The sequence below is a fragment of the Leifsonia sp. NPDC014704 genome, assembly GCF_043083605.1.
GTDB lineage: Bacteria > Actinomycetota > Actinomycetes > Actinomycetales > Microbacteriaceae > Leifsonia.
In genome coordinates this window covers 163,802-189,155 of sequence record NZ_JBIBYW010000002.1, presented here as the reverse complement: position 1 = coordinate 189,155, position 25,354 = coordinate 163,802, and the positions used below count along the sequence as shown (strand labels likewise).

At 70.0% G+C, this 25,354-nt stretch carries 30 protein-coding genes; 13 read left to right on the top strand and 17 right to left on the bottom strand.

What is annotated here, in order from left to right; translation table 11 throughout:
- Positions 1–3: 3 nt before the first annotated feature.
- From ACF1AJ_RS12375 to ACF1AJ_RS12365, 3 genes are all read left to right on the top strand, one after another.
- Positions 4–459, top strand: a complete 456-nt coding sequence (locus ACF1AJ_RS12375; protein WP_309855774.1) for a VOC family protein — start codon at positions 4–6, stop codon at positions 457–459.
- A gap of 13 nt (positions 460–472) precedes the next feature.
- Complete coding sequence (locus tag ACF1AJ_RS12370; protein ID WP_391507634.1) at positions 473–1,183, top strand: winged helix-turn-helix transcriptional regulator; 711 nt, start codon at positions 473–475, stop codon at positions 1,181–1,183.
- Between the two features lie 64 nt (positions 1,184–1,247).
- On the top strand, positions 1,248–2,153 hold the full coding sequence (locus tag ACF1AJ_RS12365; RefSeq protein WP_391507633.1) for a LysR family transcriptional regulator: 906 nt from the start codon (positions 1,248–1,250) through the stop codon (positions 2,151–2,153).
- Between the two features lie 81 nt (positions 2,154–2,234).
- Here ACF1AJ_RS12365 and ACF1AJ_RS12360 read toward each other — a convergent pair whose 3' ends face one another.
- From ACF1AJ_RS12360 to ACF1AJ_RS12325, 8 genes are all read right to left on the bottom strand, one after another.
- Positions 2,235–3,098, bottom strand: coding sequence for an aldo/keto reductase (locus ACF1AJ_RS12360; RefSeq protein WP_391507632.1), 864 nt, complete (start codon positions 3,096–3,098; stop codon positions 2,235–2,237).
- Positions 3,099–3,129: 31 nt separating this feature from the next.
- Complete coding sequence (locus ACF1AJ_RS12355) at positions 3,130–4,101, bottom strand: aldo/keto reductase (protein WP_391507631.1); 972 nt, start codon at positions 4,099–4,101, stop codon at positions 3,130–3,132.
- A 96-nt stretch (positions 4,102–4,197) separates the two neighbouring features.
- Positions 4,198–4,995: an alpha/beta hydrolase gene (locus tag ACF1AJ_RS12350; protein ID WP_391507630.1), complete on the bottom strand. Its 798-nt coding sequence runs from the start codon at positions 4,993–4,995 to the stop codon at positions 4,198–4,200.
- 37 nt (positions 4,996–5,032) lie between these two features.
- Positions 5,033–5,290, bottom strand: a complete 258-nt coding sequence (locus tag ACF1AJ_RS12345) for a glutaredoxin family protein (RefSeq protein WP_309855782.1) — start codon at positions 5,288–5,290, stop codon at positions 5,033–5,035.
- Between the two features lie 9 nt (positions 5,291–5,299).
- A complete protein-coding gene (locus ACF1AJ_RS12340) occupies positions 5,300–5,992 on the bottom strand; it encodes a nucleoside/nucleotide kinase family protein (RefSeq protein WP_391507629.1) in 693 nt (230 codons plus the stop codon).
- Positions 5,993–6,002: 10 nt separating this feature from the next.
- A complete protein-coding gene (pip, locus tag ACF1AJ_RS12335) occupies positions 6,003–6,965 on the bottom strand; it encodes a prolyl aminopeptidase (protein WP_391507628.1) in 963 nt (320 codons plus the stop codon).
- Positions 6,966–6,970: 5 nt separating this feature from the next.
- Positions 6,971–8,269 carry an MFS transporter gene (locus ACF1AJ_RS12330; RefSeq protein WP_391508757.1) on the bottom strand — a complete coding sequence of 433 codons (1,299 nt, stop codon included), beginning with the start codon at positions 8,267–8,269 and terminating at the stop codon, positions 6,971–6,973.
- A gap of 5 nt (positions 8,270–8,274) precedes the next feature.
- The gene (locus ACF1AJ_RS12325) at positions 8,275–8,706 is read right to left on the bottom strand and encodes a MarR family winged helix-turn-helix transcriptional regulator (RefSeq protein WP_391507627.1); all 432 of its coding nucleotides are present in this window, start codon (positions 8,704–8,706) and stop codon (positions 8,275–8,277) included.
- A gap of 72 nt (positions 8,707–8,778) precedes the next feature.
- Here ACF1AJ_RS12325 and ACF1AJ_RS12320 point away from each other — a divergent pair, with 72 nt between their 5' ends.
- The 4 genes from ACF1AJ_RS12320 to ACF1AJ_RS12305 all read left to right on the top strand — a co-directional run bounded on the left by ACF1AJ_RS12320 (position 8,779) and on the right by ACF1AJ_RS12305 (position 11,559).
- Complete coding sequence (locus ACF1AJ_RS12320) at positions 8,779–9,654, top strand: alpha/beta hydrolase (RefSeq protein ID WP_391507626.1); 876 nt, start codon at positions 8,779–8,781, stop codon at positions 9,652–9,654.
- A gap of 156 nt (positions 9,655–9,810) precedes the next feature.
- Positions 9,811–10,038, top strand: a complete 228-nt coding sequence (locus ACF1AJ_RS12315; protein ID WP_391507625.1) for a hypothetical protein — start codon at positions 9,811–9,813, stop codon at positions 10,036–10,038.
- Positions 10,039–10,079: 41 nt separating this feature from the next.
- On the top strand, positions 10,080–11,129 hold the full coding sequence (locus ACF1AJ_RS12310) for a biotin/lipoate A/B protein ligase family protein (RefSeq protein WP_391507624.1): 1,050 nt from the start codon (positions 10,080–10,082) through the stop codon (positions 11,127–11,129).
- 58 nt (positions 11,130–11,187) lie between these two features.
- Positions 11,188–11,559 carry a hypothetical protein gene (locus ACF1AJ_RS12305; RefSeq protein ID WP_391507623.1) on the top strand — a complete coding sequence of 124 codons (372 nt, stop codon included), beginning with the start codon at positions 11,188–11,190 and terminating at the stop codon, positions 11,557–11,559.
- Here ACF1AJ_RS12305 and ACF1AJ_RS12300 read toward each other — a convergent pair.
- A complete protein-coding gene (locus ACF1AJ_RS12300) occupies positions 11,519–11,803 on the bottom strand; it encodes a GNAT family N-acetyltransferase (RefSeq protein ID WP_391507622.1) in 285 nt (94 codons plus the stop codon). The two genes, ACF1AJ_RS12305 and ACF1AJ_RS12300, sit on opposite strands and share 41 nt — an antisense overlap.
- 90 nt (positions 11,804–11,893) lie before the next feature.
- Here ACF1AJ_RS12300 and ACF1AJ_RS12295 point away from each other — a divergent pair, with 90 nt between their 5' ends.
- Both ACF1AJ_RS12295 and ACF1AJ_RS12290 read left to right on the top strand, forming a co-directional pair.
- Positions 11,894–12,949, top strand: a complete 1,056-nt coding sequence (locus ACF1AJ_RS12295) for a UDP-N-acetylglucosamine 2-epimerase (protein WP_391507621.1) — start codon at positions 11,894–11,896, stop codon at positions 12,947–12,949.
- 100 nt (positions 12,950–13,049) lie between these two features.
- Positions 13,050–13,610: an RNA polymerase sigma factor gene (locus tag ACF1AJ_RS12290; protein WP_391507620.1), complete on the top strand. Its 561-nt coding sequence runs from the start codon at positions 13,050–13,052 to the stop codon at positions 13,608–13,610.
- 73 nt (positions 13,611–13,683) lie between these two features.
- On the opposite strand, the gene ACF1AJ_RS12285 is transcribed toward ACF1AJ_RS12290, so the two are convergent.
- From ACF1AJ_RS12285 to ACF1AJ_RS12270, 4 genes are all read right to left on the bottom strand, one after another.
- Positions 13,684–15,963 (bottom strand): ATP-binding protein, encoded by a 2,280-nt coding sequence (locus tag ACF1AJ_RS12285; protein ID WP_391507619.1) that lies wholly within the window; start codon positions 15,961–15,963, stop codon positions 13,684–13,686.
- A gap of 124 nt (positions 15,964–16,087) precedes the next feature.
- A complete protein-coding gene (locus ACF1AJ_RS12280) occupies positions 16,088–16,312 on the bottom strand; it encodes a hypothetical protein (RefSeq protein ID WP_391507618.1) in 225 nt (74 codons plus the stop codon).
- A gap of 103 nt (positions 16,313–16,415) precedes the next feature.
- Positions 16,416–16,598: a hypothetical protein gene (locus ACF1AJ_RS12275; protein WP_309855800.1), complete on the bottom strand. Its 183-nt coding sequence runs from the start codon at positions 16,596–16,598 to the stop codon at positions 16,416–16,418.
- 90 nt (positions 16,599–16,688) lie between these two features.
- Positions 16,689–16,907: a hypothetical protein gene (locus ACF1AJ_RS12270; RefSeq protein WP_391507617.1), complete on the bottom strand. Its 219-nt coding sequence runs from the start codon at positions 16,905–16,907 to the stop codon at positions 16,689–16,691.
- A gap of 114 nt (positions 16,908–17,021) precedes the next feature.
- On the opposite strand from ACF1AJ_RS12270, the gene ACF1AJ_RS12265 reads away from it, so the two are divergent.
- Positions 17,022–18,140, top strand: a complete 1,119-nt coding sequence (locus ACF1AJ_RS12265; RefSeq protein WP_391507616.1) for a S1C family serine protease — start codon at positions 17,022–17,024, stop codon at positions 18,138–18,140.
- 37 nt (positions 18,141–18,177) lie between these two features.
- Here ACF1AJ_RS12265 and ACF1AJ_RS12260 read toward each other — a convergent pair whose 3' ends face one another.
- The 4 genes from ACF1AJ_RS12260 to ACF1AJ_RS12245 all read right to left on the bottom strand — a co-directional run bounded on the left by ACF1AJ_RS12260 (position 18,178) and on the right by ACF1AJ_RS12245 (position 22,162).
- On the bottom strand, positions 18,178–18,459 hold the full coding sequence (locus ACF1AJ_RS12260) for a hypothetical protein (RefSeq protein WP_391507615.1): 282 nt from the start codon (positions 18,457–18,459) through the stop codon (positions 18,178–18,180).
- A 190-nt stretch (positions 18,460–18,649) separates the two neighbouring features.
- On the bottom strand, positions 18,650–20,581 hold the full coding sequence (locus tag ACF1AJ_RS12255; RefSeq protein WP_391507614.1) for a sigma-70 family RNA polymerase sigma factor: 1,932 nt from the start codon (positions 20,579–20,581) through the stop codon (positions 18,650–18,652).
- A gap of 195 nt (positions 20,582–20,776) precedes the next feature.
- Positions 20,777–21,442 carry a phosphatase PAP2 family protein gene (locus ACF1AJ_RS12250; RefSeq protein WP_391507613.1) on the bottom strand — a complete coding sequence of 222 codons (666 nt, stop codon included), beginning with the start codon at positions 21,440–21,442 and terminating at the stop codon, positions 20,777–20,779.
- 66 nt (positions 21,443–21,508) lie between these two features.
- Positions 21,509–22,162, bottom strand: coding sequence for a TetR/AcrR family transcriptional regulator (locus ACF1AJ_RS12245; protein ID WP_391507612.1), 654 nt, complete (start codon positions 22,160–22,162; stop codon positions 21,509–21,511).
- A 135-nt stretch (positions 22,163–22,297) separates the two neighbouring features.
- On the opposite strand from ACF1AJ_RS12245, the gene ACF1AJ_RS12240 reads away from it, so the two are divergent.
- The 3 genes from ACF1AJ_RS12240 (at position 22,298) to ACF1AJ_RS12230 (ending at position 25,327) form a co-directional block, all read left to right on the top strand.
- Entirely contained in the window at positions 22,298–23,977 is a 1,680-nt protein-coding gene (locus ACF1AJ_RS12240) for an MDR family MFS transporter (RefSeq protein WP_391508756.1), read from the top strand.
- A gap of 23 nt (positions 23,978–24,000) precedes the next feature.
- Complete coding sequence (locus tag ACF1AJ_RS12235; RefSeq protein WP_309855809.1) at positions 24,001–24,495, top strand: MarR family transcriptional regulator; 495 nt, start codon at positions 24,001–24,003, stop codon at positions 24,493–24,495.
- Positions 24,496–24,682: 187 nt separating this feature from the next.
- Positions 24,683–25,327, top strand: a complete 645-nt coding sequence (locus ACF1AJ_RS12230; protein ID WP_391507611.1) for a hypothetical protein — start codon at positions 24,683–24,685, stop codon at positions 25,325–25,327.
- Positions 25,328–25,354 lie beyond the last annotated feature (27 nt).

The window sequence follows — 25,354 nt, the reverse complement described above, 5'->3', positions numbered from 1 at the left end:
ACCATGACCACGAACATCTTCGTCAACTTCCCGACGAACGACCTCGAGCGCGCGAAGACCTTCTACGAGGCTCTCGGGTACACGATCAACCCCATGTTCACCGACGACAACGCGGCCTGCGTCGTCCTCAGCGACACCATCTACTTCATGGTGCAGACGCGCGAGTTCCTCGCCACGTTCACCGATAAGCAGATCATCGACCCGGCCACGCAGACCGGCGCAACCATCGCGCTCAGCCAGGACTCCCGCGAGGACGTCGACGCCATCGTCGCGCGCGGCCTCGAGGCCGGCGGCACGGAACCGCGGCCGGCGCAGGACTACGGGTTCATGTACTCGCGCGACCTGGAGGACCCGGACGGCAACAACCTGTCCTACCTCTACATGGCACCTGAGGCCGTCGAGAAGGGCCCGGAGGCCTACATGGCGGAGCACGCGGCCGAAGCTCCGGCGCAGGCCTGACACGGCCTCCCGGATGGCGGCACGGGCGCCCCGCGGCTTCGGCCAGGCCGGAGGAGTGGCGCGCGCGGTGGAGCGGGTCGGCGAACGGTGGGCACTGCTCATCGTTCGCGACCTGCTCGCCGGCGCGCGCCGCTACAGCGACCTCAAGGCCGGCCTGCCGCGCATCCCGACCAACATCCTCAGCGACCGGCTGAAGGAACTGCAGCAGGCGGGCATCGTCCGCCGCGTCCCCACGGTTCGCGGCGGGTACGAGCTGACACCGCTCGGCCGCCAGCTGGAGCCGGTCGTCCTCGCGCTCGAACGCTGGGGCTGGGCGGCGCCGGGCGAATCGGCGGAAGGTGAGGTGTTGACTGCCGATGCGCTGGCCGTGACACTGCGGGCGGCCTTCCGCGGCGACGTCGCGGCCGGGTTTCCGCCGACCGAGTACCTCATCCACACGGGCGACACCTCGGTGAGCGCCGTGGTCGACGCCGGAGCCCTCGATGCGATGGATGTCGGCCCCGACGCGCTTCCGCAACCGCAGCGCCGGGTCGCGATCGCGCCGCCGGCCGATGTGCTCGAATTCCGCATCGATCGCGAGTTTCTCGGCGAACTCCTCAGTGGAGAGATGCCACCGCTGGACGTGGAGACCGGCGACCGCAGTCTCGTGGACCGTTTCCGTCGGACCTTCCGCTTCGACGCCGCGCCCGGCGAGGACGCGACGGCGAAGGCATCGGTCGCCTGACGCATCCCCGACCGATATCGACGCCGCGTATCAGCGGCCCAGGATTCAGCAGTACGATCGCACAATGGAATTGCGGCAGCTGGAGCACTTCGTCACTGTGGCCGAAGAACGGCACTTCACCCGCGCGGCAGAACTGCTGCGCATATCGCAGTCCGGGTTGTCCGCGTCCATCCGCTCGCTCGAGCAGGAACTGGGCACCTCGCTCTTCATCCGCAGCACCCGGCGCGTGGAGCTGACCGCTGCCGGTCAGGCGCTCCTGGCCGACTCGGTGCGCACCCTCGCGAGTGCCGCCGCGGCGCGCGATGCGGTCGCCGCCGTGCGGGGGCTCCTGCGCGGACGCCTGACCATCGGCGCGGAGCCGTGTCTCGGCTCGGTCGACCTCCCCGCCGAGCTCGCGTCCTTCCGCACGGCGAATCCCGGCGTGGAGGTGCGGTTGCGCTACTCGGGATCCGAGGAGCTGGTGGATGACGTGGCCGGAGGCCGTGCCGACGTCGCGCTGGTCGTCGACACCGGCCACACGCCGGCCGGCGTGCACCTGCGGCCGCTGAGCACGCAGCAGATGCTGGTGCTCTGCCACCCGGACCACCCCTTCGCCGCGGAGCAGAGCATTCCGCTCGACGCGCTGCGCGGGGAACCTCTGGTCGGATTCCAGGAGGGCTGGGGCGCTCAGGCCCTGAGCCGGCGGGCGTTCGCCGCCGCCGGGTTCGACTACCGGGCCGCGATGGAGGTCAACGACGTGCATCCCCTGCTCGACCTCGTCGGGTACAACCTCGGGGTCGCGGTCGTGCCGGAGAGCTTCGCCCGCAAGCGTCCTGACGCCCTGCGGGCAGTCCGCTTGCAGGACGCCCCGGTCTGGACCGTCGCCGTGGCGGTCGCCGAGCAGCCGAGCCCCGCAGCCTCCGCGTTCCTCACACAGCTCGACCCGGTCGCCCTGACCCCGACTCCCGCCACCGCGGCCGCCGGCTCCTGAGTTTTTCCGCCCAAAACGGCGTTCGGGGGCGAAAAACTCAGGAGCCGATGGTGTGGGAGCCGAGGGCGTGGATGCTGCGGGTCAGGCGGCGTTGAGGCGGGAGAGCTCCTCGGGTGTCAGCTCGACGTCGACGGCCGTGACGGAGTCGCGGATCGTCTCCGGACGCGACGAGCCCGGGATGGGGATGACGTGCGGGCTCTGCGCCAGGTGCCACGCGAGCGCGACCACCTGCGGGCTGATGCCGCGGGCGTCCGCCACGTCCTTGAACGGCTCGAACCTGCTGCCGAGGTCGCCGGCCGAGGTGATTCCGCCGAGCGGGCTCCACGGCAGGAAGGCGATGCCGAGCTCGTCGGCGAGGCGGAGCTCCGGCTCGCTCGACCGGAAGGCCGGCGAGAACTGGTTCTGCACCGACACCAGACGGCCGCCCAGGATGTCCTGCGCCTGCCGGATCTGGTCGGGGTTCGCGTTCGAGATCCCCGCCATCCGGATCACACCGTCGTCCAGCAGGTCGCGGATCGCGCCCACCGAGTCCGCGTACGGGACCTCGGGGTCGGGCCGGTGGAACTGGTAGAGCCCGATGGCGTCGCCGCAGAGTCGGCGGAGGGACTCCTTCGCGGCCTGCTTGATGTAGTCCGGGTGCCCGTTCTGCGTCCAGGATCCGTCGCCAGGGCGCAGGTGACCGCCCTTGGTGGCGACCAGGACGGCAGACGCGTCGCCGCCGGTCCACGTGCGCAGCGCCTCGGCGATGAGCTCCTCGTTGTGGCCGACCTCGTCTGCGTGCAGGTGGTACGCGTCGGCCGTGTCGATGAACGTGATGCCCTCGTCGAGCGCTGCGTGGATGGTCTTGATCGAACGCTCGCGGTCGGGGCGTCCTTCGATCGACATGGGCATGCCGCCCAGGCCGATGGCCGAGACCTGGACGTCGCCGATGGTACGTGTCTTCACTCGTTCTCCTTCGTGTCGGTGTGGCCCGGGGTCACCAGGCGTAGTCCTCGGGGGCCGTCTTGTGGCCCGGGAAGATCTCGTCGAGCCGCGCGAGCGCCGCATCGTCGAGGTGGATGTCGAGGGCGCGCAAGCCGCCGTCCAACTGCTCGTGCGTGCGCGGGCCGATGATCGGGCCGGTCACGCCGGGGCGCGTCAGCAGCCAGGCCAGGGCGAGGTCGCCCGGCTCGTGGCCGAGTTCGGCGGCGAGGTCCTCATAGGCCTCGATCGCGTCGCGGTGCTTCTCGAGCGTCTCGGCAGCACGGCCCTCGAGCCGGCGCTTGCCCTCGTTCTGCTTGCGGATGACACCGCCCAGGAGGCCGCCGTGAAGCGGCGACCACGCGATGACACCGACGCCGTTCGCCTGCGCGGCGGGCAGCACCTCCAGTTCGACCTGCCGGGTGAGGAGGTTGTAGATCGACTGCTCGCTGACGAGCCCGAGCAGATTGCGCTTGCGCGCCTCGGCCTGCGCCGTCGCGATGTGCCAGCCGGCGAAGTTGCTCGATCCGGCGTACAGGATCTTGCCCTGCGCGATCGCGGTCTCGATGCCCTGCCAGATCTCATCCCACGGGGTGTCCCGGTCGACGTGGTGGAACTGGTAGATGTCGACGTAGTCGGCCTGCAGGCGCTTCAGGCTGGCATCGAGGGCGCGGCGGATGTTCAGCGCCGACAGCCGGTTCTCGTTCGGCCAGTCGCCCATGTCGCCGTACAGCTTGGTCGCGATCACGGTGCGCTCGCGGCGGCCGCCGCCCTGCGCGAACCAGTTGCCGACGATCGTCTCGGTGGCTCCGCGTCCCTTGTGCTGGCCGTAGACGTTGGCGGTGTCGAAGTAATTGATGCCGGCGTCGTGGGCGGCATCCATGATCTGGTGGGAATCCTCTTCGGTGGTCTGCGGACCGAAGTTCATCGTGCCGAGGACGAGGCGCGAGACCTTCAGGCCGGACCGGCCCAGGTGTGTGTACTCCATATCCGCCACTCAACGCCCCGCCGAGTCAGATGTCCAACAGGTGGCGTGGATGGGATTGCGCGGTCGCGGTGATGAATCGCGTCGGGCTCGCAGTCGCTACGCGTCTCCGTCGAGAACGCGCCGGCCGGCCTCGCGGATCACCGCGTCTGCGGTCTCGATGTCCGGCCCGGCCATGAACCCGTGCGACGCACCGGGCACCTCGCGGAGCAGCGCGGGGACACCGGCCTCCGCGCATTGCGCCACCAGGTGTTCCGCATCCGGGAGGAGCGAGTCCTCCGAGCCGACTGCGACGAACACTGGCGGGAGGCCTGCCGCATCGACGGCGAGGTCCGGCGCGTCCTCGAGGCGGCCGACGCCCGTCCAGTGGAGGAAGGCCCACTCGGAGAGTTCGCGACCGGGGCCGCCCGGCGCCGCGTCGTCGTAGCGCGCGAGGCCGAGGTCGACGTTCGGATTGGATAGCACGAGGCCGTCAGCGCGGCCGGCCCGTGCGGCCGCGAGCGCGACGGCGCCGCCGGCGGAGTCACCCCACAGCACGACCCAACGGTTCCCTTCGCGGTTGACGGCTCCTGCGACGGCGACCGCATCGGCGGCGGAGTCGGCGAGACGCGCCTCCGGCGCCAGCCGGTAGTCGACCGAGACCACGGAGACACCGAGGATGCCTGCGATCCGACGGCAGTATCCATCTTGCAGCTCGAGATCGCCGAGGATCCCGTAGCCGCCGTGCAGGAACACCACCACGGCATCCGGGCACGTGGCTGTCGTCGGCGTGTAACGGCGCGTGCTCACGGCGCCGCCGGGCTCGTCGTCGACGACACCGTCGAAGGGCACGCGCGGGCGCGCGAGGGCACGCGCACGGGCGTCGGCACGCAGCCGCGCGACATCGGGTTCGACCATGGGTTCAGCATCCCACCGGCAGCGGGATGCGCACCCCTCAGGCGCGGAGAGCGGCCTCGAGCTCGGGGTCGGTCGGCTCGACGAGGTGACGGCCGTCCGGGAAGACGATGACCGGGATGTTGGTGCGTCCGCTGATCTGCTGAGCGCGGTCGGCCTCTTCAGGACGCGCGACGAGGTCGATGTACTCGTAGTCGGCGCCGAGTCGGTCGAGGAGGGACTTGGAGCGGATGCAGTCGCGGCACCAGTCGGCGCCGAAGACGGTCACACGGTCGAAGGAGACGGTCGGAGAAGTCATTGCTCCAGGTTAAGCGCCGCTGTCTGAGAGTCCGGTGGTGCCATCCACCAGCAGCGTGGCGCGGGACTTGGACGCCTCGATCAGGACGGCATTCGCGCCGTCGACATCACGTGCCCACGCCGTCGCCGCCCCGACCGACCGGCCGTGGCGGGTGTGCCGGTCGACCAGCCGCCGCATCCGTTCGTCCTCCGGCGTCTCCACGAACCACGACTCGGCGAGGAGCGCGGGGATCCGCGACCACGGGTCGGCATCGATGAGGAGGTAGTTGCCCTCGACCACGACGATCCGCGTGGCCGGAGGCACGGCGATGGAGCCGGCGACCGGTTCGTCCACCGTTCGCTCGAACGCCGGCGCGTAGACGGGGTTGCCCGTCTCGGTCAGCACGCGCTGGAGCAGGGCCGCGAATCCCCACCCGTCGAAGGTGTCGATCGCGCCCTTGCGGTCGTGCCGTCCGAGCGCATCGAGGGTGGCGTTGGCGAGGTGGAACCCGTCCATCGGGAGATGGACGGCGGTGCCCGCGCCTGCCAGTTCGTTCATCCGGCCGGCGACGCGGCGTGCGAGCGTCGTCTTGCCCGATCCGGGGCTGCCCGCGACACCGACGATCGCCCGGCCGCCCGTCGGTGCGAGCGCGAGTGCGCGCTCCGCGAGCGCCGTGAGGTCGGAGACGGGCGAAGCGGTGGATTCGGTGGTCACGCGTCCCATTCTGCTGCGATCAGCGCGCGAACCCGCTGATGGCCTCCGCCATGAGCTCCGACGCTTCCGGCCCCCCATGCCCCTCTCCCTCCACAATGGTCAGTCGGCTCGCAGGCCACTGTTGGTGGAGCAGCCAGGCCGTGATGACCGGCCCGCTGACATCGTGACGGCCGTGAATGAGCACTGCCGGGATGTGCGCCAGTTCGCCCACGCGGTTCAGGATGGCGCGCTCGCCGGGCAGGAACGCGTCATTCGCCCAGTAGTGCGTCACCAGGGTCGCGAAGACGAGTCGTTGCGTCGGATCGGTGTGCAGGGGTCCGGGAACGAAGTTCGGGTCGAGAGAGACGTGGGTCGACTCCCAGGCGTCCCACGCGTCGGCCGCGGCGATCCGCTCCTCCAGTGTTCCTGTTGCGAGTACCCGTGCGTATGCGTCGATCACGCGCTCGCCGGGTCGGCGGTGCGACGACCGCTCGAGCGCCTCCCACGCCTCCGGGAAGACGCGTCCCATCGTCTCCGTGATCCAGTCGACCTCCGCGCGGCCGGTCGTGGTGACGGCGGCGAGGACGATGCCGATCACCCGCTCGGGATGCGCCAGCGCATACGCCAGGGAAAGCGTGGACCCCCACGATCCGCCCGTCACGACCCAGCGGTCGATCCCGAGCTCGGCGCGGACCAGCTCGATGTCGGCGATGAGTCCGTCGGTCGTGTTGGCCGGAAGGCGGTCGAGCGCATCCACGACCGACGGCGTGCTGCGGCCGCAGCCCCGCTGGTCGATGCCGACGAGGCGGAATCGCTCGGGGTCGTAGCGCTTGCGGTAGTTTCCGGGCCCCAAGCCGGAACCGGGACCGCCGTGCAGCCACAGGACCGGGACGCCGTCCGGGTTGCCGCTGGTCTCCCAGTAGATGCTGTCTCCGTCGGGGTTCTCCACCCGTCCATGCGCGTACGGCTCGACCACAGGGAACATGTCCGCACCGTACCGCATCCCGCTCAGGAGGTGCGGGTGGCCGTCGCCTCGGTCTCCTCGAGCTCTTCGCGGACCACTTCCCGTGGGGCGAGCACGACGCGCGGGCGGAGCCCGGCGAACCGGACGCGCAGCCCGCGGTACTTCACGAGGTAGATCACGCCGACCAGGGCGGCAGCGAAGCCGCTGGCGGCGCCGACGCCCATCGCCCAGCGCGGACCGAAGGTGTCGGCCACCCAGCCGACGATCGGCGCGCCGACCGGTGTGCCTCCCATGAAGATGGCCATGTAGATCGCCATGACGCGCCCGCGCAGCACCGGATCCGTCGTCATCTGCACGGTGCCGTTGGCTGTCGTCATGAGCGTCTGCGACGAGATGCCGATCACGATGAGGGCGGCCGCGAACAGCCAGTACGTCGGCATCACGGCGGCCAGAGCGCAGCCGAGCCCGAACAGCGCCGCGCCGGCGAACAGCAGCGAGACGCGCGGGCGGTCGCGCCGGGCGGAGAGCAGGGCGCCGACCACCGACCCGACCGCCATGATGGACGAGAGGATGCCGTACTCGCCAGCGCCCTGGTGGAAGACGCTCACCGACATGGTCGAGATGAAGATCGGGAAGTTCAGGCCGAAGGTGCCGATCAGGAACACCATGATCAGAATGACGAGGATGTCGGGGCGGCGCCGCACGTACCGGAACCCGTCGACGAGGCTCCCGCGCGAACGCTTCGCGCGTTCCGTGCGGTAGAGCTGCTCGCGGTGGAGCATCGCCAGCGACAGCAGCACCGCCCCGAAGGTCGCTGCGTTGATCAGGAAGACCCAGCCGGCGCCGACAGCCGCGGTGAGGAGGCCCGCCACAGCGGGGCCGAGCAGTCGGGCCGCGTTGAACGAGGCGGAGTTCAGCGCCACAGCGTTCGACAGGTTCGGTCCGGCGACCAGGTCGGAGACGAAGGTCTGGCGAGCGGGTGCGTCGAAGGCGGCGACCACGCCGAGCAGGAGCGCGAAGAGATACACGTGCCACAGCTGGACGACACCGGTCACGGTCAGGATGCCGAGGCCCAGTCCCAGCAACCCCATGGCGCCCTGCGTCGCCATCAGGAGCTTGCGGCGATCGAGGTGATCGGCCGCCCATCCCGTCACGGGCAGCAGGAGAAGCTGCGGACCGAACTGCAGCGCCATGACGATGCCGACGGCCGCCGCGTTGTTGTGGGTGAGCTGGGTGAGGACGATCCAGTCCTGGGCCGTCCGCTGCATCCAGGTGCCGACGTTCGATACGATCGCGCCGGCTGCCCAGATGCGGTAGTTGACGCCGGCGAGCGAGCGGAACATGGAACTCACGAGTCGGCGAGCTCCCGCATGATCTCGGCGGCCTCGGCGAGAGTGGCGCGCTGCTCGGCGGTCAGCGTGCGCAAGCGCTGATGCAGCCAGGCGTCGCGGCGTTTGCGTGTCTCGGCGACGAGCCCGATGCCCCGTTCGGTCGGCACGACGACGACCCGGCGTCCGTCCGACTCGTCGGCGGTTCTGGCGACGTAGCCTGCCTGCTCGAGGCGGTTGACGGTGCGGTTCATCGACGGCGGCTTGACCCGCTCGAAGTCGCTCAGCGCACCGATCGTCGCGGCGCCTTCGCGCACCAGGTAGGCGAGCGCGGCCGTCTGGGAGTCGGAGAGCTCGTGGTCCTCCTTCTCGGAGCGCAGACGTCGGGCCAGCCGCGCCACCGCGATGCGGAGTGCGCCGCTCAGATCGTGGGTCGACAATCGTGCGCTCATACATAGTTAGCCTAACAAATTAGATTGGCTAACTAAACCCCCTTCGCTGCGGGCGTACGTCAGACTGGGGCCGTGCACAGTGAACAGGGCCGGAGTTTCGATGACGAGGACGGCGTCCGCGTCTATTTCGATGTGTACGCGCCCACACCCGACGGCACAAGGCCGGCGGCCGCCATCCAGCTCGCCCACGGGGTGGGGGAGCACGCGGGACGCTATCGCGAGCTGGCCACCCACCTGGCCGCCGCCGGGTACGCCGTCTACGCGGACGACCACCTCGGCCACGGGCGCACCGGGATGCAGCAGTGGGAGGGCGACGCCACGCGCCTCGGGAAGCTCGGGCCAGGCGGCCTGCGCGCGGCGATCCGCGCCGTCCACGCCTTCAGCGATCTCATCCGGGAGGAGAATCCCGACCTGCCGTTGGTCTACGTCGGCCACAGCTGGGGATCGCTGATCGGTCAGATCGTGCTCAACCGCCACAGCGACGAGTACGACGGGATGGTGCTCTCCGGCACCGCGTACCGTGCGCTCGGGTCGATGAACGGCGGCGACCTCAACAAGCGGCACGCCCACCTCGGAACGACGGGCGCGGAGTGGCTCAGTCGCGATCCCGCGGTGGCGCAGGCATTCGTCGACGACCCGCTCACGACCCTCACGCCGCTTCAGAAGCTGTTCGGGATGGCGGACGCCGCCCGGCTGCTCGGCCGCCCCGCTCGCGGGCTGGCTCAGGACCTCCCCGTCCTCATCCAGGTGGGCTCGGACGACCCGCTCGGCGGCCCGGTCAGCGCCCGGAAGCTGGAGCGGGCCTACCGCACCCGATCGCGCCTTTCGGACGTCACCACGATCGTCTACGAGGGCGCCCGGCACGAGATCTTCAACGAGACGAATCGCGCCGAGGTGTTCGCCGACCTCACCGCCTGGCTCACCGAGCGTTTCCCCGCCCGCTCCTAGCCGTAGGTTCCGCCCCCCGTCGAGTCCGCAAAAACTGCACGCCGGTCGCCTGATCAGCGTGCAGTCTTTGCGGACTCGACGGCGGGACGGAGGGCTGGAGAGAGTGTCTAGCGCAGGGGAGGGGAGTGCGCGGACACTGAGGGTCGGGAGGGCGTCATGGGAGAACACATCCTGAGAGGACTGTCTCGGTTCACGCCGATCGACAACCCTGCGAACTTCAGCGGGCACGACACCGACCTGGCATGGATCCTCGTGATCCTGGGTCTGCTGCTCGTCATCCTGCTCATCGGCCTGGGCGTGACGTTCCTGCGCAGTCCGGAGCGGGAGCTCGATGAGTGGGGCAACCCGAGGAACCCGCCGGGAGGCACACCGCCGCCGGCGTGACCGCCGGACCGTCCGCCCCCGGGCGGACGTAGGGTAAGGGTATGCATGGTGAGTACAAGGTCCCCGGGGGCAAGCTCGTCGTCGTCGACCTGGAGGTGGTGGACGGCAGGATCGCGGATTTCCAGCTCGCCGGCGACTTCTTCCTCGAGCCGGACTCCGCCCTGGAGGCCATCGACGCGGCCGTGAACGGCCTGCCCGCCCAGTCCGACGCGAAGACGATCGCGGGAGCGGTCAAGGACGCCCTGCCCGAGGGCGCCAGCCTGCTCGGGTTCTCGCCGGAGGCCGTCGCCGTGACGGTCCGCCGCGCTCTGGCGAAGGCGACCAGCTGGCGCGACTACGACTGGGAGATCGTGCACGCGAAGGCCGTCTCACCGCAGATGCACCTCGCCCTGGATGAGGTGCTCGCCAACGAGGTCGGCGAGGGCCGCCGCGGGCCGACGCTGCGCATCTGGGAGTGGGACGAGCCCGCGGTCGTGATCGGCAGCTTCCAGTCGGTGAAGAACGAGGTCGACCCGGAGAACGCGAAGAAGTACGGCATCCAGGTCGTGCGCCGCATCTCCGGTGGCGGTGCGATGTTCATGGAGGCGGGATCGGTCGTCACGTACTCGATCTACGCCCCGGCCGACCTGGTGCAGGGCATGAGCTTCGCCGACAGCTACGCCTTCCTCGACGAGTGGGCGATCATCGCGCTCAAGTCGCTCGGCATCGACGCCGTCTACCAGCCGCTGAACGACATCACGAGCCCGTCCGGCAAGATCGGCGGGGCCGCGCAGAAGCGGCTCGGCTCCGGCGCGGTGCTTCACCACGTCACCATGAGCTACGACATGGACGGCCAGAAGATGACCGAGGTGCTCCGCATCGGCCGCGAGAAGATCAGCGACAAGGGCATCACCAGCGCGGCGAAGCGTGTCGACCCGCTCCGCAGCCAGACCGGCCTCAGCCGCGCGGAGATCATCGAGCAGATGAAGCTGACCTTCAAGAACCTCTACGGCGCGACCGACGGCGACCTCACCGACGCCGAGTACGCCGCCGCCGAGAAGCTGGTCGCCGAGAAGTTCGAGACCGAGGAGTGGCTCTACCGCGTCCCGTAGCGCCGCGGGGCCAGCCGATCCTCAGGGAGCGCACAGGTCCTCCGGTACCCTGGAGGGCGTGAATTGGTGGGTCGTGGGGATCATTGCGGCGTTCGTCGCCCTGATCGTCGTCGCCGTGAAGCTGGGCTGGATCGACCTCTCGAACAAGGCGCAGCGCGGCTCGGGCACCATGAGCGGCGCGATCGGCGGCTCGTTCGACGAGATCTTCGCGCCCGCTCGGCACGAGGCGCAGCAGGAGATGGACCGCCAGTCCCTGCTGCCGGCTCCGGCACCGCTTCCCGGCGACAAGGGCGACGGCGCCTGGGAGGGCGGCAAGATCTCGCTCGACCTGGGTCCCGCCGGTCACGGCCAGCGCGCGGAGGGCCGCGCCCCCAGCGAGGACGGCCGGGCTACCGCTTCTGCAGCTCCGCGTAGTCGGGGTGCTCGCTGAGCCAGCTCCGCACGTAGGGGCATGAGGCGATCACGCGGAGGTCGGTGTTGTCGCGCACGTCGTCGAGCGCCGTCTGCACGAGCGTGGACGCCATCCCTTTCTCGCGCTTCTCCTCGTCGACCTCGGTGTGCGTGAAGACGATCGAGTCATGCCGCAGTTCGTACTCCGCGACGCCGATCACCTCGCCGTCCTGAAGCAGGGCGTAACGGGACTGCTCCGGCTGTTTCTCGACGCTCAGGCTCATGAACCTCACGCTACCCCGTCAGGGAAGGGGCCTCTTCCGCGTCTCTCTAGATGAGGGCGGATTCGTCGCGCTCCTCGAGAGGAGGCCGCCGTGCCGATCGTCCTTCCCGTCGCTCTCTCCCTCTGCGGCAAACGGGACTCCGAGATCCGGATGCGTCCGGTCGTCGATGCGCTCGGCCGGGCCGGATTCCTGGCGCCCGTCGCCGATCCCTTCTCCGCTGTCCTGGATCGGGCTGCAGATCCGGCCGCTGCGATCGAGCAGCAGCGGCCCGACGCGGTGCTCGTCCACGGCGGCTCGGCGACGGCGCTGGCGGCGGCGATGGCCGCTTCGGAGTGCGGCATTCCCGTTGCGCACCTGGACGCCGGGCGCTGCGACGGCGATGTCACCGCATCCCTCCCGGGCGAGCCCGTTCGGCGGACGCTCAGCCGGATCGCCGCCCTCCAGCTGGCGCCCACGGAGCACGCTCGGCGCATCCTGCTGGCCTCCGCCGTTCCTGAGGAACGGATCGTCGTCACCGGCGATCCCCTCGTCGACGCGGCGCTGTCCGGCGATACGAGTGCCGTGGCGGCGGAAGACCGCAAGATGGTGCTCGTGGCCGCCCACCAGCCCGAAAACCGTGGCGCACCGATGCAGCGGATCGGATCCGCAGTCCGCGTGCTCGCAGCACGATTCCCCGGCCTGGCGTTCGTGCTGTGCTCCGGCCCGGAGCTCGCGGTGCATGCCGGACTGACCACTGCGGCCGGACGGCCATCCAACATCCTGTCGATGCCGGTACCGCCGTTCCCCGAGCTCGTCCGCCTCCTCGCAGAGGCGACGCTCGTGCTCACCGACTGCGCAGAGCTGGAGGAGGTGGCGCCGAGCCTCGACGTGCCGGTCCTCGTTGTCTCGACGACGACGGACCGACCGGAGGGAGTCCTCGCCGGGACGTCCCGCACGGTCGGGACGCGCGTCGAGACGATCGTGGAAGAAGCCTCCGCGCTCCTCGTCGATCCGAACCGCCATGCCGCCATGGCGCACCGGCCCAGCCCCTTCGGGGACGGGCACGCGGCAGAGCGGATCGTCGCAGCCCTGTCGGCTCTGATCGGCTGCGGGGAGCGGCGGCCGGACTTCGCGCCGCGCGTCGACATCGGGGTCGCATCTCGGTAGTTCCTCGGTAGTTCTGCGGTGCCGCACACGTCAGTCCGCGGCGGACTCTGGGGTCACTCGACCGGCGCCGCCGGTCCACCACCCCGACTGAGGAGACAGGATGCCGCCGACCGCCGTCCGCCCCACCGACCTGGAGCTTCTCCGTCGGGTCCGTCGGGGCGAGCACGCGGTCTTCGCGGAGCTGTGGACGCGCTACGAATCGTGGGCGCACCACGTCGCCCGGCGCACGACCTCCCGTTACGACGCGGAGGACATCGTGCAGGAGGCCTTCACCAAGGTGCTCGCCGCCCTGCGCAACGGCAACGGGCCGACCGAGGGTTTCGCCCACTACCTGCGCACGGCGATCCGCAACGTCGCGGCCACCTGGGGCGCCCGCGACGCCCGGATGCCCCTTGTTCCCCTCGGCGAGGACGCCCACCTCCCGGTCTACGAGTTCGAGGTCGTCGACTTAGGCGAGCTGGAGCAACCATTCCGCAGCCTCCCCGAACGTTGGCGGCGCATCCTGCTCCTGACCTGCGTGCACGAGTTGCCGCTTTCCGTCGCGGCCGAGGTCCTCGGGATGACGCCCGGCGCCGCCGCCGCGCTCGCTGCCCGAGCGCGCACCGGTCTACGCATGGCCGTCACCGGTGTCGACGGCGAGGATCTGACGCTCGCCGCCTGAATGTCCGCCCCGGAGGGCGCGCGCTTCCGCCGTGTCCTCCGGGTGAGCGGTCGCCCCGCAGCTCATCGACTGCTCACCCCCGGGACAGCTGCTCCCGATGCCAGAGCGCCAGCTCTGTTCGCGAGCGCAACCCCAGCTTCACCAGGGCGTTCTGAACGTGCGTCTCCACTGTGCGGATCGACACGAACAACTGCCGCGCGATCTCCTTGTTGGACGCCCCGTCCGCCACCAGGGCCGCCACCTGGCCCTCGCGCGGCGTCAACTCCGGCGTCCGCGACGAGTCCGGGATGCCCGTGCGCGTCCTGGCCTCGACCATCCCGTGCAATGCGAAGTCGATGCTTTCGTCCTCGCTCAGCGCCGCCCCGTAGGCGAACGCCCGGTCGAAGGCGTCGGCGCCGAGGCGGTGGCGAAGCGCGCGCTCGGTCGACGCTCGGTCGTAGAAGTAGGGCGGGTAGTTGGCGCGGATCGCGCCTGCATCGCGCCACCGGGCCGCCGCAGCCCCCAGGAGGGTCGCGCCGCGGGCGGGATCCGCGTGCTCGCGCGCGACGTCGGCGAGCAGTTCGAGCGACTGGGCGACACCCAGCCCGTTGCCCAGTCCGCGCTTCACCACCAGCGCCTCTCGAGCGTCCGCTTCGGTCGTCTCGTACTCGCGGACGGCGGCGCACGCGGACGCCCGCGTCGTGAGCACGAAGGACCGCTCGAACCGGTCGCCGACCACGAGGGCGCGTTCGGTGATGTCGTCGCCGACGCGTGACCCCTCCGCGCGCTCGCCGAGGGCGTGCAGCCGCGCCGCGAGACGTTGCGGGGTGTTCGTGCGGCCGAACCGATAGGCGTCCTCGCCGAGCTCGTCCATCAGGATGCGGAGCAGCTCCAGCGCGCGCCTGTCGTCGGCGTCGATGACCTCGGCGGCGCTGCGGACGCTCACCGCGCAGTCGTGCGTCGCCTCGGCGTCGTCGCCGTTCGCGACCTCCTCGAGAGCAGCGCGGGCGGTGGCGAGCTCGCTGCGGGCAAGGCCCGGCTTCCCCGTCTGGCCGAAGACGGCCGCTCGGAGCGCGTGCCCCTGCGCCGCCCAGAACGGCGACGGGCGTCCGGAGGCGAAGGCGGTCCCGAGCCAGGTCGCAACCTCGTCGCCACTGCCGTGAAGCATCCACGCCTGCCGCCAGGCGGTCACCGCGACCTCGACGGCTCGATCGGTGTCGCCGAGCGCAGCGGCCGTGGACACCGCTCGACGGATATTGGCGATGTCACCGCGCAGACGCTGCAGGATCTCGCGTTGACGGCCGCCGAACCAGTTGTCCTCCGCGTCGTGCAACCGCAGCAGCATGCACGAGACGAAGTGGCCCTGGGCGTCCTCGGGATGCGTCGCCTGCTCGGCCCCGAACTCCCGCAGCGCGGGCAGCAGCTCGTAGCGCACATCCCCCTGGACGCGCCGGCGATGGACCACCGAACGCCGGATGAGCTGCTTGAGCGCCGTGCGCGCCTCTCGCGGACCATCGGCGCTCAGGGCGGCCATGGACTCTCCGAGGTCGAGGTCCCAGCCCGGGGCCAGCACCGCGAGATCCGTCCACACGTGCCGCTCCGTCTCTGTGCAGCGATCCCAGCTGTCCTCCACGGCCGCGCGGAGCGACCGGGATTCCGCCGCGGCCGGTTCCAAGGTGTCCAGTTGGTGGGAGATGCGACCAGCGAGCGTTCGCACATCCATGAACTGCAGTTGCGCGGCGGCCAGTTCGATCGCCAGCGGGACCCCGTAGGTGGCCTCGCAGATCGTGACGACCTCCGGCAGCGTGCTCTCGTCTACGGAGAAGAGGGCGTCGCCCGACGCGGCACGATCAGCGAACAGCCGGACGGCGTCGCTGCCCGCTGTGAGATCACGGTGGGCGAAGGGACCGATCGCCACGAGCGCCTGTGCGGCCGACGCGGGTGGTTCGCGGGAGGTGACGATGGCGCGCACACCCGGGCACGCCAGGAGGAGGGCGTCCACCATCGCCGACGTCTCGGCCACGGCCTCGTCAGCGTCGTCGATCACCAGGAGCGCGTCCTCGTCGCCGACTGCGGCGATCACAGCGCCGAGCGCGTCGTCGCCCGGATCGACCTTCAGTTCCTGCGCGACCGCCAGTGCGACATCGTGCCCGCGACCACGAACATCCACGTACCAGACGCCCGACACCGAGCGCCGCAGCGACTCCGCGGCCGCGATCGCGACGCGGCTCTTCCCCACGCCCGCCGTTCCCGTGACGGTCACCAGACGGTTCGAGGTCTGCAGCAGGCGCCGGATCAGAGAGACCTCCTCACGGCGCCCGATCATCGGGTCCAAGCGCACGGGGAGGCCGTGCGTGGAGTTCGATGTCTGCATACCGACCCCCGTCAGCCGGGGCGGGGCGCCGGCCCTGACCGTCGTCTGATCCATGAGCCGACGCCCCTGTTGGGTGTTACGTCTCGCATGGTGTCAGGAGCGCCAACGGCCCGAAAGACAGCTGTCACAGGTGCGGCTGGTACGGCGCCCACGTCTCCAGGTCGTATTCGAGCTCGACCCCGGAGTAGAGCCGGAGAACCCAGCGCTGCGAGTCCCCTCCGGCGAACTGGCCGGTTACGGTCTCCGTCACCCAGCCACCGTCGGCGTCGTGGGTCCAGCGGATCAGACCGACGTGCTCACGGAGCCGTGGAGGGTGCGGTGGGTGGATGTAGTCGAATTCGTCAGCCATCGTCTGTGCCTCCTCCCGCCCGGCGGGTGTTCGACCCGTCGATGGCGGCGAGGCCATGATGCACCTTCGGCGGCGCGTTGGGGACTAGCTGTTTTCCATAAAGTCAGGCGCGTGAACGGTCCTCGACCGCACCGTCGTCGCGCCGCCACTCGAGCTCGATGCCGGAGACCAGCCGGACGCGTACCGTGCGGCCCACGACCTCCATCCTGGCGACGTCGGGGTGCCCCTGCACGCGCATCCACCCCGGTGATCCCGGCTCCGGAAAGGCGCCCGCGTCCTCGTTCACCGCACCCACCCCTCCCCGTCGTCGTCGATCGACCGGCGTCGAGGAGTAGCTTGACGCGAACTCACACGATTCCGCTAGTCGATCGAGTGTTCAGGAGGCAGACGATTCGCGGCCGACGTAGCGATAGATCGCCTCACGGGGCCAGTCATCCGCGGTCACCAGCTCGTAGATCTCCATCGCCGCGTCCGCGGGGATGCGGACGCGGACAGGAGGGTGAGATTCGAGCACGGGAAGGTCGATCGACCGGTCCAGCGCGGGCTGGTCGGGGTGCACGAGGAATGCGGTGAACGCGTCGTCGCCGAAATCCATGCGTTCACATTAGTCCTCACGTTCCCCGTGGCGTAGCTCTCCGCCCAACTGTCTATCCAGGTCTCGATCGACCGAGACACCATGACCCGAACGGGGAACGAGGGGGAGCGAGAGATGACGTCGACCGACCAGAAGAGGACGGACCGATCCGGGCGATTCCCGGTGTGGGCCACCGTGCTGCTCGCCGTGCTGGGCGCGGTGATCCTGCTGGGGACCGGCGTGCTCGGAGGCCTCACCCTCCGCTCGGGCGCATCGACGCTCGGGATGGCACCCGCCCGGCCCGCTTCGCTGTCGTCCGCATCGGTGTGCGACGCCGAGCGTGTTGCGAGCGACGTGCTCCCCTCCATCGTGACCATCGGGGTGGTCGCCGGCGACGGGTCCGGCGGCACCGGCAGCGGGGAGATCATCTCGGCCGACGGCTACATCCTCACCAACAACCATGTCATCGCCCCCGCTGCCGAGGGTGCGAAGATCACCGTTCTCTACAACGACGGGACGACGCACCCGGCGAAGCTCGTCGGTCGCTCGCCGCGCGCCGACATCGCCGTGGTGAAAGTCGAGGCGAGCGGGCTGCCCGTCATCGAGCAAGGGGACTCGACCACGCTCAAAGTCGGCCAGCCCGTGGTGGCGCTCGGCGCCCCGCTCGGCCTCTCCAGCACAGTGACGACCGGTGTGGTGAGCGCCCTCGGCCGCACGGTTCCGGTGCAGAGCGACAGCGACCGCAACGCTGTGCTGGCGGACGCGATCCAGACCGACGCCTCGATCAATCCCGGCAACTCGGGAGGTGCGCTCGTCGACTGCGACGGCCGGCTCGTCGGGGTGAACTCGGCGATCGCGACCGTGCCCGGCGCGTCCGGCGAAGCGGGCGGAGGGAGCGTCGGCATCGGCTTCGCGGTTCCCCAGGCGGTGGCGATGCCGATCGCACAGCAGATCATCTCGACGGGCAAGGTGACCTATCCGATCTTCGGGATCTCGGTCACGCCGATCCAGCCCGGCCACGGCGACAACGACCAGCCGGGGCTGTACGTGCAGTCGGTGACGCCGGGCGGGCCGTCGCAGCAGGCCGGCCTGAGGGCTGGGGATGTGATCACCCGGGTCGACGGCAAGCCGGCCGGCAGCGTCGACGACCTCACGGCGATCCAGCTCACGAGCAAACCCGGAGATGGTGTCGACGTCGTCTACGTGCGGGACGGCCGGCGGCAGACCACGACGGTCACCCTCGGCAACGGCTGAGCGGCTGAGCGGCTGAGCGACCGAGCGATGCAGCGGCTCAGCCGGGGCGCTCGACGCCGATCGCGATCTTGAACCGGTCGATGATCCGGTAGCTGTCGCCCGGACCGTTCTCCTCGACCCGCACGGTGTCGTAGACCCGGAAGTCGAGGATGCGCAGCTCGCCCAGACGCTCGGCCCGCTCGTTGAGGAGGGCCGAACGGAGCGGCGAGGTGGGGTCGCGGGGGATGAGCGGTGTGACGATCTCGCCGCGCCATCCGTCGGTCGTCACACTGACGAGCCCGGCAGCACGCTCCCGCGGATTCCAGTGCATCAGCCTCATCTCGTCCTCTTGTCGGCACGTTGCGGTGTGTTGTGACGGAGCGGCCCGGCCGGTTCGATACCCGACGAGCGGGCCGAGCCACTCCGAAAGGGAGGCCCATTGGGGGCGCTCCGGTGGAGACGCGCGAAGCCCGATGACGCGCTCTCCGCTTATGTAGACGTTGTTGGCGAGTGATCGTGACGCGAAGAACTCAACTGCACAGGTTCCACTGGGCGCGCACCTGGTCGGCAGACAGCGGGACGCCGTAGACCGCCGCGAAAGCGAGGCTCCCCGTGATCTGCCGCGCGGATGGCGTCTCCGGCCCCCAGTTATCGAGGTTGTCCGCTCCGATGCGCCAGTGCCCGGGGAAGGCGTGCGCCTGCGTGACGGAGGCGTCATGGGCGACCTCCTCGCCGTCGACGTAGAGCGCCATGCCGTCGTCCGACAACGTCGCGGTGGCTTGGTGCCAGCGGCCATCGGTGTAGCTGGATGTGGAAGCCACCGTTCGGACGGCTTCCGGGAAGACGCCGAACACCAGGCGACCGTCGTCCGTCAAGAACAGGTGGCGGTCGTAGTACGCCGAGACGCCGTCGCTCGATCCGCTGAACCCCAGCAGCCGTCCGCCGCCCTGGGTCGCCTGGAACCAGATCTGGATGGTGAATCGGTCGGTGGGTTGGCGGAGCGTCTCGTCTGTCAGGTTCCACTCGCCCGCGCCGGGGTGTCCCGAATAGCGTGCGGTGTTCCCGTGGACGAGATCCCTCGCGGTGCGGGATCCGGTCTCGTCGTCTAGCCGGTACGCCAACAACGTGCCCGCCGCCGGGATCGCCTGGATCGCGGCCACGCAGCCCTGCGGAGCCGGCGCAGGGGCGGCTACCGGCGGGATCGCAGGCGCCTCCGCGCCGGGCCCATTCGGGGCCGCCGGAGCGATCGGCTCCGCGAGGGGGGAGTCGATCGCGGGCGGGGTGCTGTCATCACCGCCCGAATCTTCCCCGGTGGTGGCGTCAGCTGTGGGGGCGTCCGGCTTCAACTGGCCTTTCTGCTCGGGCGTCGGGCGGGAGGTCTCGGTTACCTTGTCGGGCTCGTCGTGGCCCGCGTTCTGCGAGCCGGAGGAGGAGCCCCGCCCGGTCTCGGCCGCGGCGAGTTCTGACCCGGGCGTCGCGACGACTGCGCCGCAGGTGAGGGCCGCGGCCGCCACCACACTGGCCGCGACGGCGGCCATCCCGGCCTTCGAGCCACCCGTCGCCGCGCTCGACAGGTGCCGGAGCCGCCCGCCGCCGCGGACGGCGGTCGTCGGACCGGCCTGGGGCGTACCGGCCGGCGTCGTATCGGAGAGCGTCGCGGCGACGGCGGTTCCCGATCCGCCGATGGTCGAAAGGTAGGCGGTCGCGCCGGCGAGCCCCAGGAACAGGGGCAGGATTCCGAGAGCGATCCGCGAGCCCACGCGGTCGGCCTCGGAGGCGGCATCCGCGCAGCGCTCGCAGGCGTCGAGGTGCTGCGTCACCTTGCGGCGGTCGGCCTTGGCCAGTCGTCCTCGAACGAACGGTCCGAGCTTCTTCAGCGTCCATGCGTGGATCGGGTCCTCGGTCGGCGCGCTCGCCAGGTGGGCGTTGATCCAGGACTGCCGGAGCCCTTCGCGTGCGCGGAGCGCGAGCGCGGAGACCGCGTTCGCGTTGAGGCCCATGAGCGGCGCCACCTCGCGGGGCGCCATGTCTTCGATCTCGGTGTACCAGAGCACCTCCTGCCACTTGTCGGGCAAGGCGTAGAAGGCTTTCGCCATCGTCTGCCGGTCCATGCGGTCGAGGGCCGTGACCTCGCTGAAGGTCCAGTCCTCGATCACGTCGGCGTCTTCGATGTTCGGGGTCGTCTTGCGGCGCGACCAGTCGATAGCCACGTTCCGGACCGTCGTCGCGAGGTACGAGCGGAAACCCGACGTCGGGCCTTTGCCGCGGCCGAGCGAGGTCAGGATGCGCGCGAACGCCTCCGACGCGAGGTCATCGGGGTCGAATCGGCCGGTGATCGAGGCCGCCATGGCACGGCCGGCCTGCCAATGCCGCTTCCAGAGCACGCCGTAGGCGAGCGTGTCTCCGTCTCGTGCGAGGACGATCAGGTCGGCGTCGGAGAGGTCGTCGAGTTCACCGGTCATAAGGGTCGGGTCCTTGAATAGCGGTACGGGCGTTCACTGACTTGGACGCAGTGAATTGCAGATCATGACGCGATCGAAGCAAGAAAGTTCTTCGTCGTCGATCGGGGATGGTGTGGCACCACCATCCCGCCCGTCCCCGCGGTCATGGGACCGTCGGACTGCGGAGAGACTGCGTAGGTCGGACGACCCGCCCGGTCAGCGCGTGCGGCGGCGGCCGCGCGTCGCCAGGTTCCAGAGACCCGCGAAGAGCACGGCGCCGGCGACGCCGTTGAGCACGCCGCCCACGACATCGGTGCCGTAATGGACGCCGACGTAGAGCCGCGACCAGGCGACGGCGAGAACGAACACGGCGCCCACGACGACCACGAGGGCGCGAGGGAGCCCCGCACGGCACACCATGGCGAGGGCCGTCACGAGCGCCGCGGCGAACACCACGTGCCCGCTGGGGTAGCTGAGCGTCGCCGGCGAGATGTGCAGCACGTGGGTCAGGTCGGCGGTGGACGGCCGCGGCTGCGCGACGACCGTCTTGACGACCAGCGTCGTCAGCCAGCCGGCGCCCGTGACCACGCACGCGCCCAGCGCTCGGCGCCATCCCACCGCGAACAGAAGGATGACGAACACGACGACGAGGATCGCCGCCACCACGACGGGATGGTCGAGGCGGTCGAGCAGCAGCGCCGCGTCGTCCAGCAGGGGGGAGTTGACGCGGTTCACGGCCGCGTCGAGACCGTCGAAACGCAGTGCGGGCACCGCCTTCGCAGCGAGCCCGAGCCCGATCGTGACCGCGAAGAGGACGACGGTCCAGACGATCCAGTGGGCCGGGGCGCGCAGGGCCCACGAGGTCTGTCGCCGCGAGTGCATCCCCTCAGCGTAGGGAGCGGCCGAGCGGGAAGACTGGACGTCCGCCGCCCGACGGTGTGAAGACGCTCAGCGGACGAAAGGTGCCACCGACCGCGTGATCTCCACGGCACGCTCGGCGACCCGGGCGGCGGAGCCGTTCCCGCCCGCCTCGGCCCATTCGCGGACGGCGATGCGGATGGCGGCGATGCACGCTACGACGAGCAGCTCGGCCCGAGCCGCAGCGTCCGCGTCGTCCTCGGCGGCGCCGGGCGTCGCACCATCCTCCCGGGCGACGTCCTCCAGGAACACGGCGACGGCCGAGACGAGGCCCGCTCGCAGGTCGTCGAACCGTCCGAGACGGCGCCGGAGGAGGCCGGAGTGGCGGGCGGCGATGAGCATGCGCGCCTCCCGGAGCTCCGCATCCTGCTCGTCCGGGAGCGATGCGGTGAACAGGGTGTCGACGAGGGCGGCGACGACGCTTCCCCGGTACGCGTCGGTCAGGCGGCGGCCGATCCACGCCGGGTCGCCCCAGGCGCGGCGCACGTCGAAGAGCGCGTCCTCCTTCGTGTCGAAGTAGTTGAAGAAGGTGCGGTGCGAGACGGGAACGCGCGCGCAGATCTCGTCGACCGTCACCTCGTCGAGGTCGCGCTCGAGCGCGAGTTCCAGGGTGGCGCGTTCGAGGTCGGCTCTGACTTGGGCCTTCTTGCGCTCGCGGAGTCCGTCGGAGTTAAAAGTTTGCATGCTCGGAAATTTTGCAGCCATGTACCTTGTTAGTTGACTTTGGTCACCTAATTATATATGGTTGATCGTCGTCAACCAATCGTGCGAAGGATCCACATGTCAACAACGCTCTCCAGGGACGGGTCACCGGTCGTGATGTCACACCGGCAGGTGCTCGAATCCCTCTCCGGACTCCTGCTCGGGATGTTCGTCTCGATCCTCGCGGGCACGGTCGTGTCGACCTCGATGCCCCGGATCATCTCCGAACTGCACGGCGACCAGACCGCCTACACCTGGGTCGTCACCAGCACGCTGCTCGCCACCACGGTGTCGACGCCCATCTGGGGCAAGCTCGCCGACCTGCTCAACCGCAAGCTGCTCATCCAGCTCGCCCTCGTGATCTTCGTCGCGGGCTCGGCGATGGCCGGCTTCTCGCAGGACACCAACATGCTCATCGGCTTCCGCGTGGTCCAGGGCCTCGGCGCCGGCGGCCTGACGGCGCTCAGCCAGATCATCATGGCCGACATCATCAGCCCGCGGGAGCGCGGCCGGTACATGGGCCTGTTCGGCGGCGTCATGGCCGTCGGAACGGTCGGCGGTCCGCTCATCGGCGGACTGCTCACCGACTCCGTCGGCTGGCGCTGGAACTTCTTCGTCGGCGTCCCGGTCGCGGTGGCCGCCATCCTGCTGCTCCAGTTCACCCTTCGCCTGCCGAAGCGCCCGGCGCGGAAGGTGCGCATCGACTACCTCGGTGCGATCTTCCTCGCGGCCGGCGTCTCGCTCCTGCTCATCTGGGTCTCGCTCGCGGGCAAGAACTTCGACTGGTGGAGCGCCGAGACCATGTGGATGGTCGGAGGCTCGATCGCCCTCATCGTCGCGACGATCGTGACCGAGCTCGTCGTGAAGGAGCCGATCATCCCGCTCGGGATGTTCAAGAACCGCACGTTCACGCTCGCCGTCATCGCCTCCATCTCGGTCGGCGTCGCCATGTTCGGCACGTCCGTCTTCCTCGGCCAGTACATGCAGCTCGCCCGTGGCGCGACACCCACCGAGTCCGGTCTGCTGACGCTGCCGATGATCCTCGGACTGCTGCTGTCCTCGATGATCGTGGGCAACCTGATCAGCCGCTTCGGCAAGTGGAAGGGCTTCATGATCGCCGGATCGCTGCTGCTCACCGCCGGACTGTACCTGATGAGCACCATCGAGTACGACACGAACTACTGGCTCGTCTCGCTCTATATGCTCGTGCTCGGCGCCGGGGTCGGCATGGTCATGCAGAACCTGGTCCTCATCGTCCAGAACACGGTCCGCCCGGAGCAGCTCGGTGCGGCCAGCTCGAACGTCGCGTTCTTCCGGAGCCTCGGCGGTACCATCGGCGTTTCGGTGATGGGATCCATCCTGGGTACCGCGGTGAAGGACATGATGGCCGACCGTCACCAGGAGCTGCTGACCGCCGTCGGCAAGCTCGGCGCGAAGGGCGTCGCCGCCGCCAAGTCGCTGCAGAGCGGAACGCTCCCCGAGGTCAACACCCTCCCGGTGCCTATCCGGACCATCGTGGAGTCGGTCTACGGCCAGGCCGTCGCCGACATCTTCCTGGTCGCCGTGCCGCTCGCGATCATCTCCGTGATCGCCATCCTGTTCCTCCCGAACATCAAGCTGGGCAGCAAGACCGCCATCGAGCGGATGCGCGAGGAGAACGCCGAGACGCCGCTCGAGGCCGCGGAGGAGAACGCGGTGGAGGTCGCGGAGGCCCTGATCGGGGCTCCGGCCACCGGATCGGTCGCCGCCGTCCGGCGAGCCGGCGACGGCGACAGCCCGGCTGGGAACGGCCGCTAGACGGTCGCGTTATGATCGCGGCCATGGACAACACGGATCGGGTGGCGGCGGGCTCTGCCGCCACCCTTCCCGCCGCCCCGGAACCGGCGAGCGATGCAGCCATCTCCGAGGTGGAGGAGCAGTTCACCCGGCTGTTCAACCAGGTCGGCACGGCGATGCGGGATCGCGCGGTCCGCATCCACCCGGACCTGCAGCCGGGAAGCTACAAGCTGCTGACGACGATCGTGCGCAGCGGCCCCATCCACGCCGGAGCCCTCGCCGCCATGCTCTACACCGACAAGAGCGTGATCAGCCGGCAGGTGAAGCTGCTGGAGGACATGGGCTTCATCGAGCGCAAGACCGACCCGACCGACCGGCGGGCCAGCTTCATCGCGGCGACGCCCGAGGCGATCGAGAAGGTCAACGAGGTGCGTGCCGCCGACCAGGCGACGCTGTACCGAGGCCTCCGGCGCTGGGGCGAAGAGGATGTGCGTCGTCTGGCGGAGCTGCTCGGCCGCCTCAACGAGGTCACCCGCTAGAGCTCCCGGTGGTGATTCAGCGGGACGCTGGTACCCTTCGTCGGGTATGCAGTCCGCATCCGCCCCCCGTCGTTCCCGCGGCCGCCGCTCGGCAGGCCGTCGCGCCGCCGTGCCGACGCAGCGCGTGCGGATCCGGCTGCCGAGGTCGCGGAGACGACCCCTGCTGCCTCTTCAGCACCGTATCGGAGTGAGCCTCGCGGTCATCGGGCTGGTGTGCGGATTCTCGATCGTTCCGACGGATGACGCGCTCGCCTCCACCCTGCTCGTCGCGCCGTCGACGACGCTTGCGCCGGGCGATGGGACGTCCGGCTCGGCCGCGGCGGCTGTACCGGCGCCCGCCCAGGAGCTGCTGGTGGATGCGACGATCGCCGCCCCCGTCGTCAATCGCGAGAACCTGAGCGCGACTGACGGGCTGCAGACCCTCGCGCGCGTCGGCACCAACGAGGCGTGGGCGAAGCTGGTGCTGATGTTCGGCGGCTGGCCGCAGACAGACGCGAACGTGACGGTGATGCTGCGCTGGATGCGGCAGGAGAACGGCCCGCCGGATTGGTGGAACCGTAACAATCCTCTCAACAACGGCTACGGGTCGGGCGGTGGAGCGGGTCTCGGCAGCTACCCGGACCTGATCACGGCGGCCGAGTACTGTGCGAAGAATCTGCAGCGCGGCTACCCGGACATCGTGGCCGGGCTCGAGGCCGGCACCTCCGCCGATGCGACCGCCGCCGCGATCTGGGCGTCGCCCTGGGCGACCAGCCACTACGGCAACGGCACCCACTGGAGCACCCGCCCGGTCGAGATCGTGCAGGCTCCGGCCTCCGCCTGGGGCCTCTGACCCCGCCCTCCGCCGAAGTGCACGTAG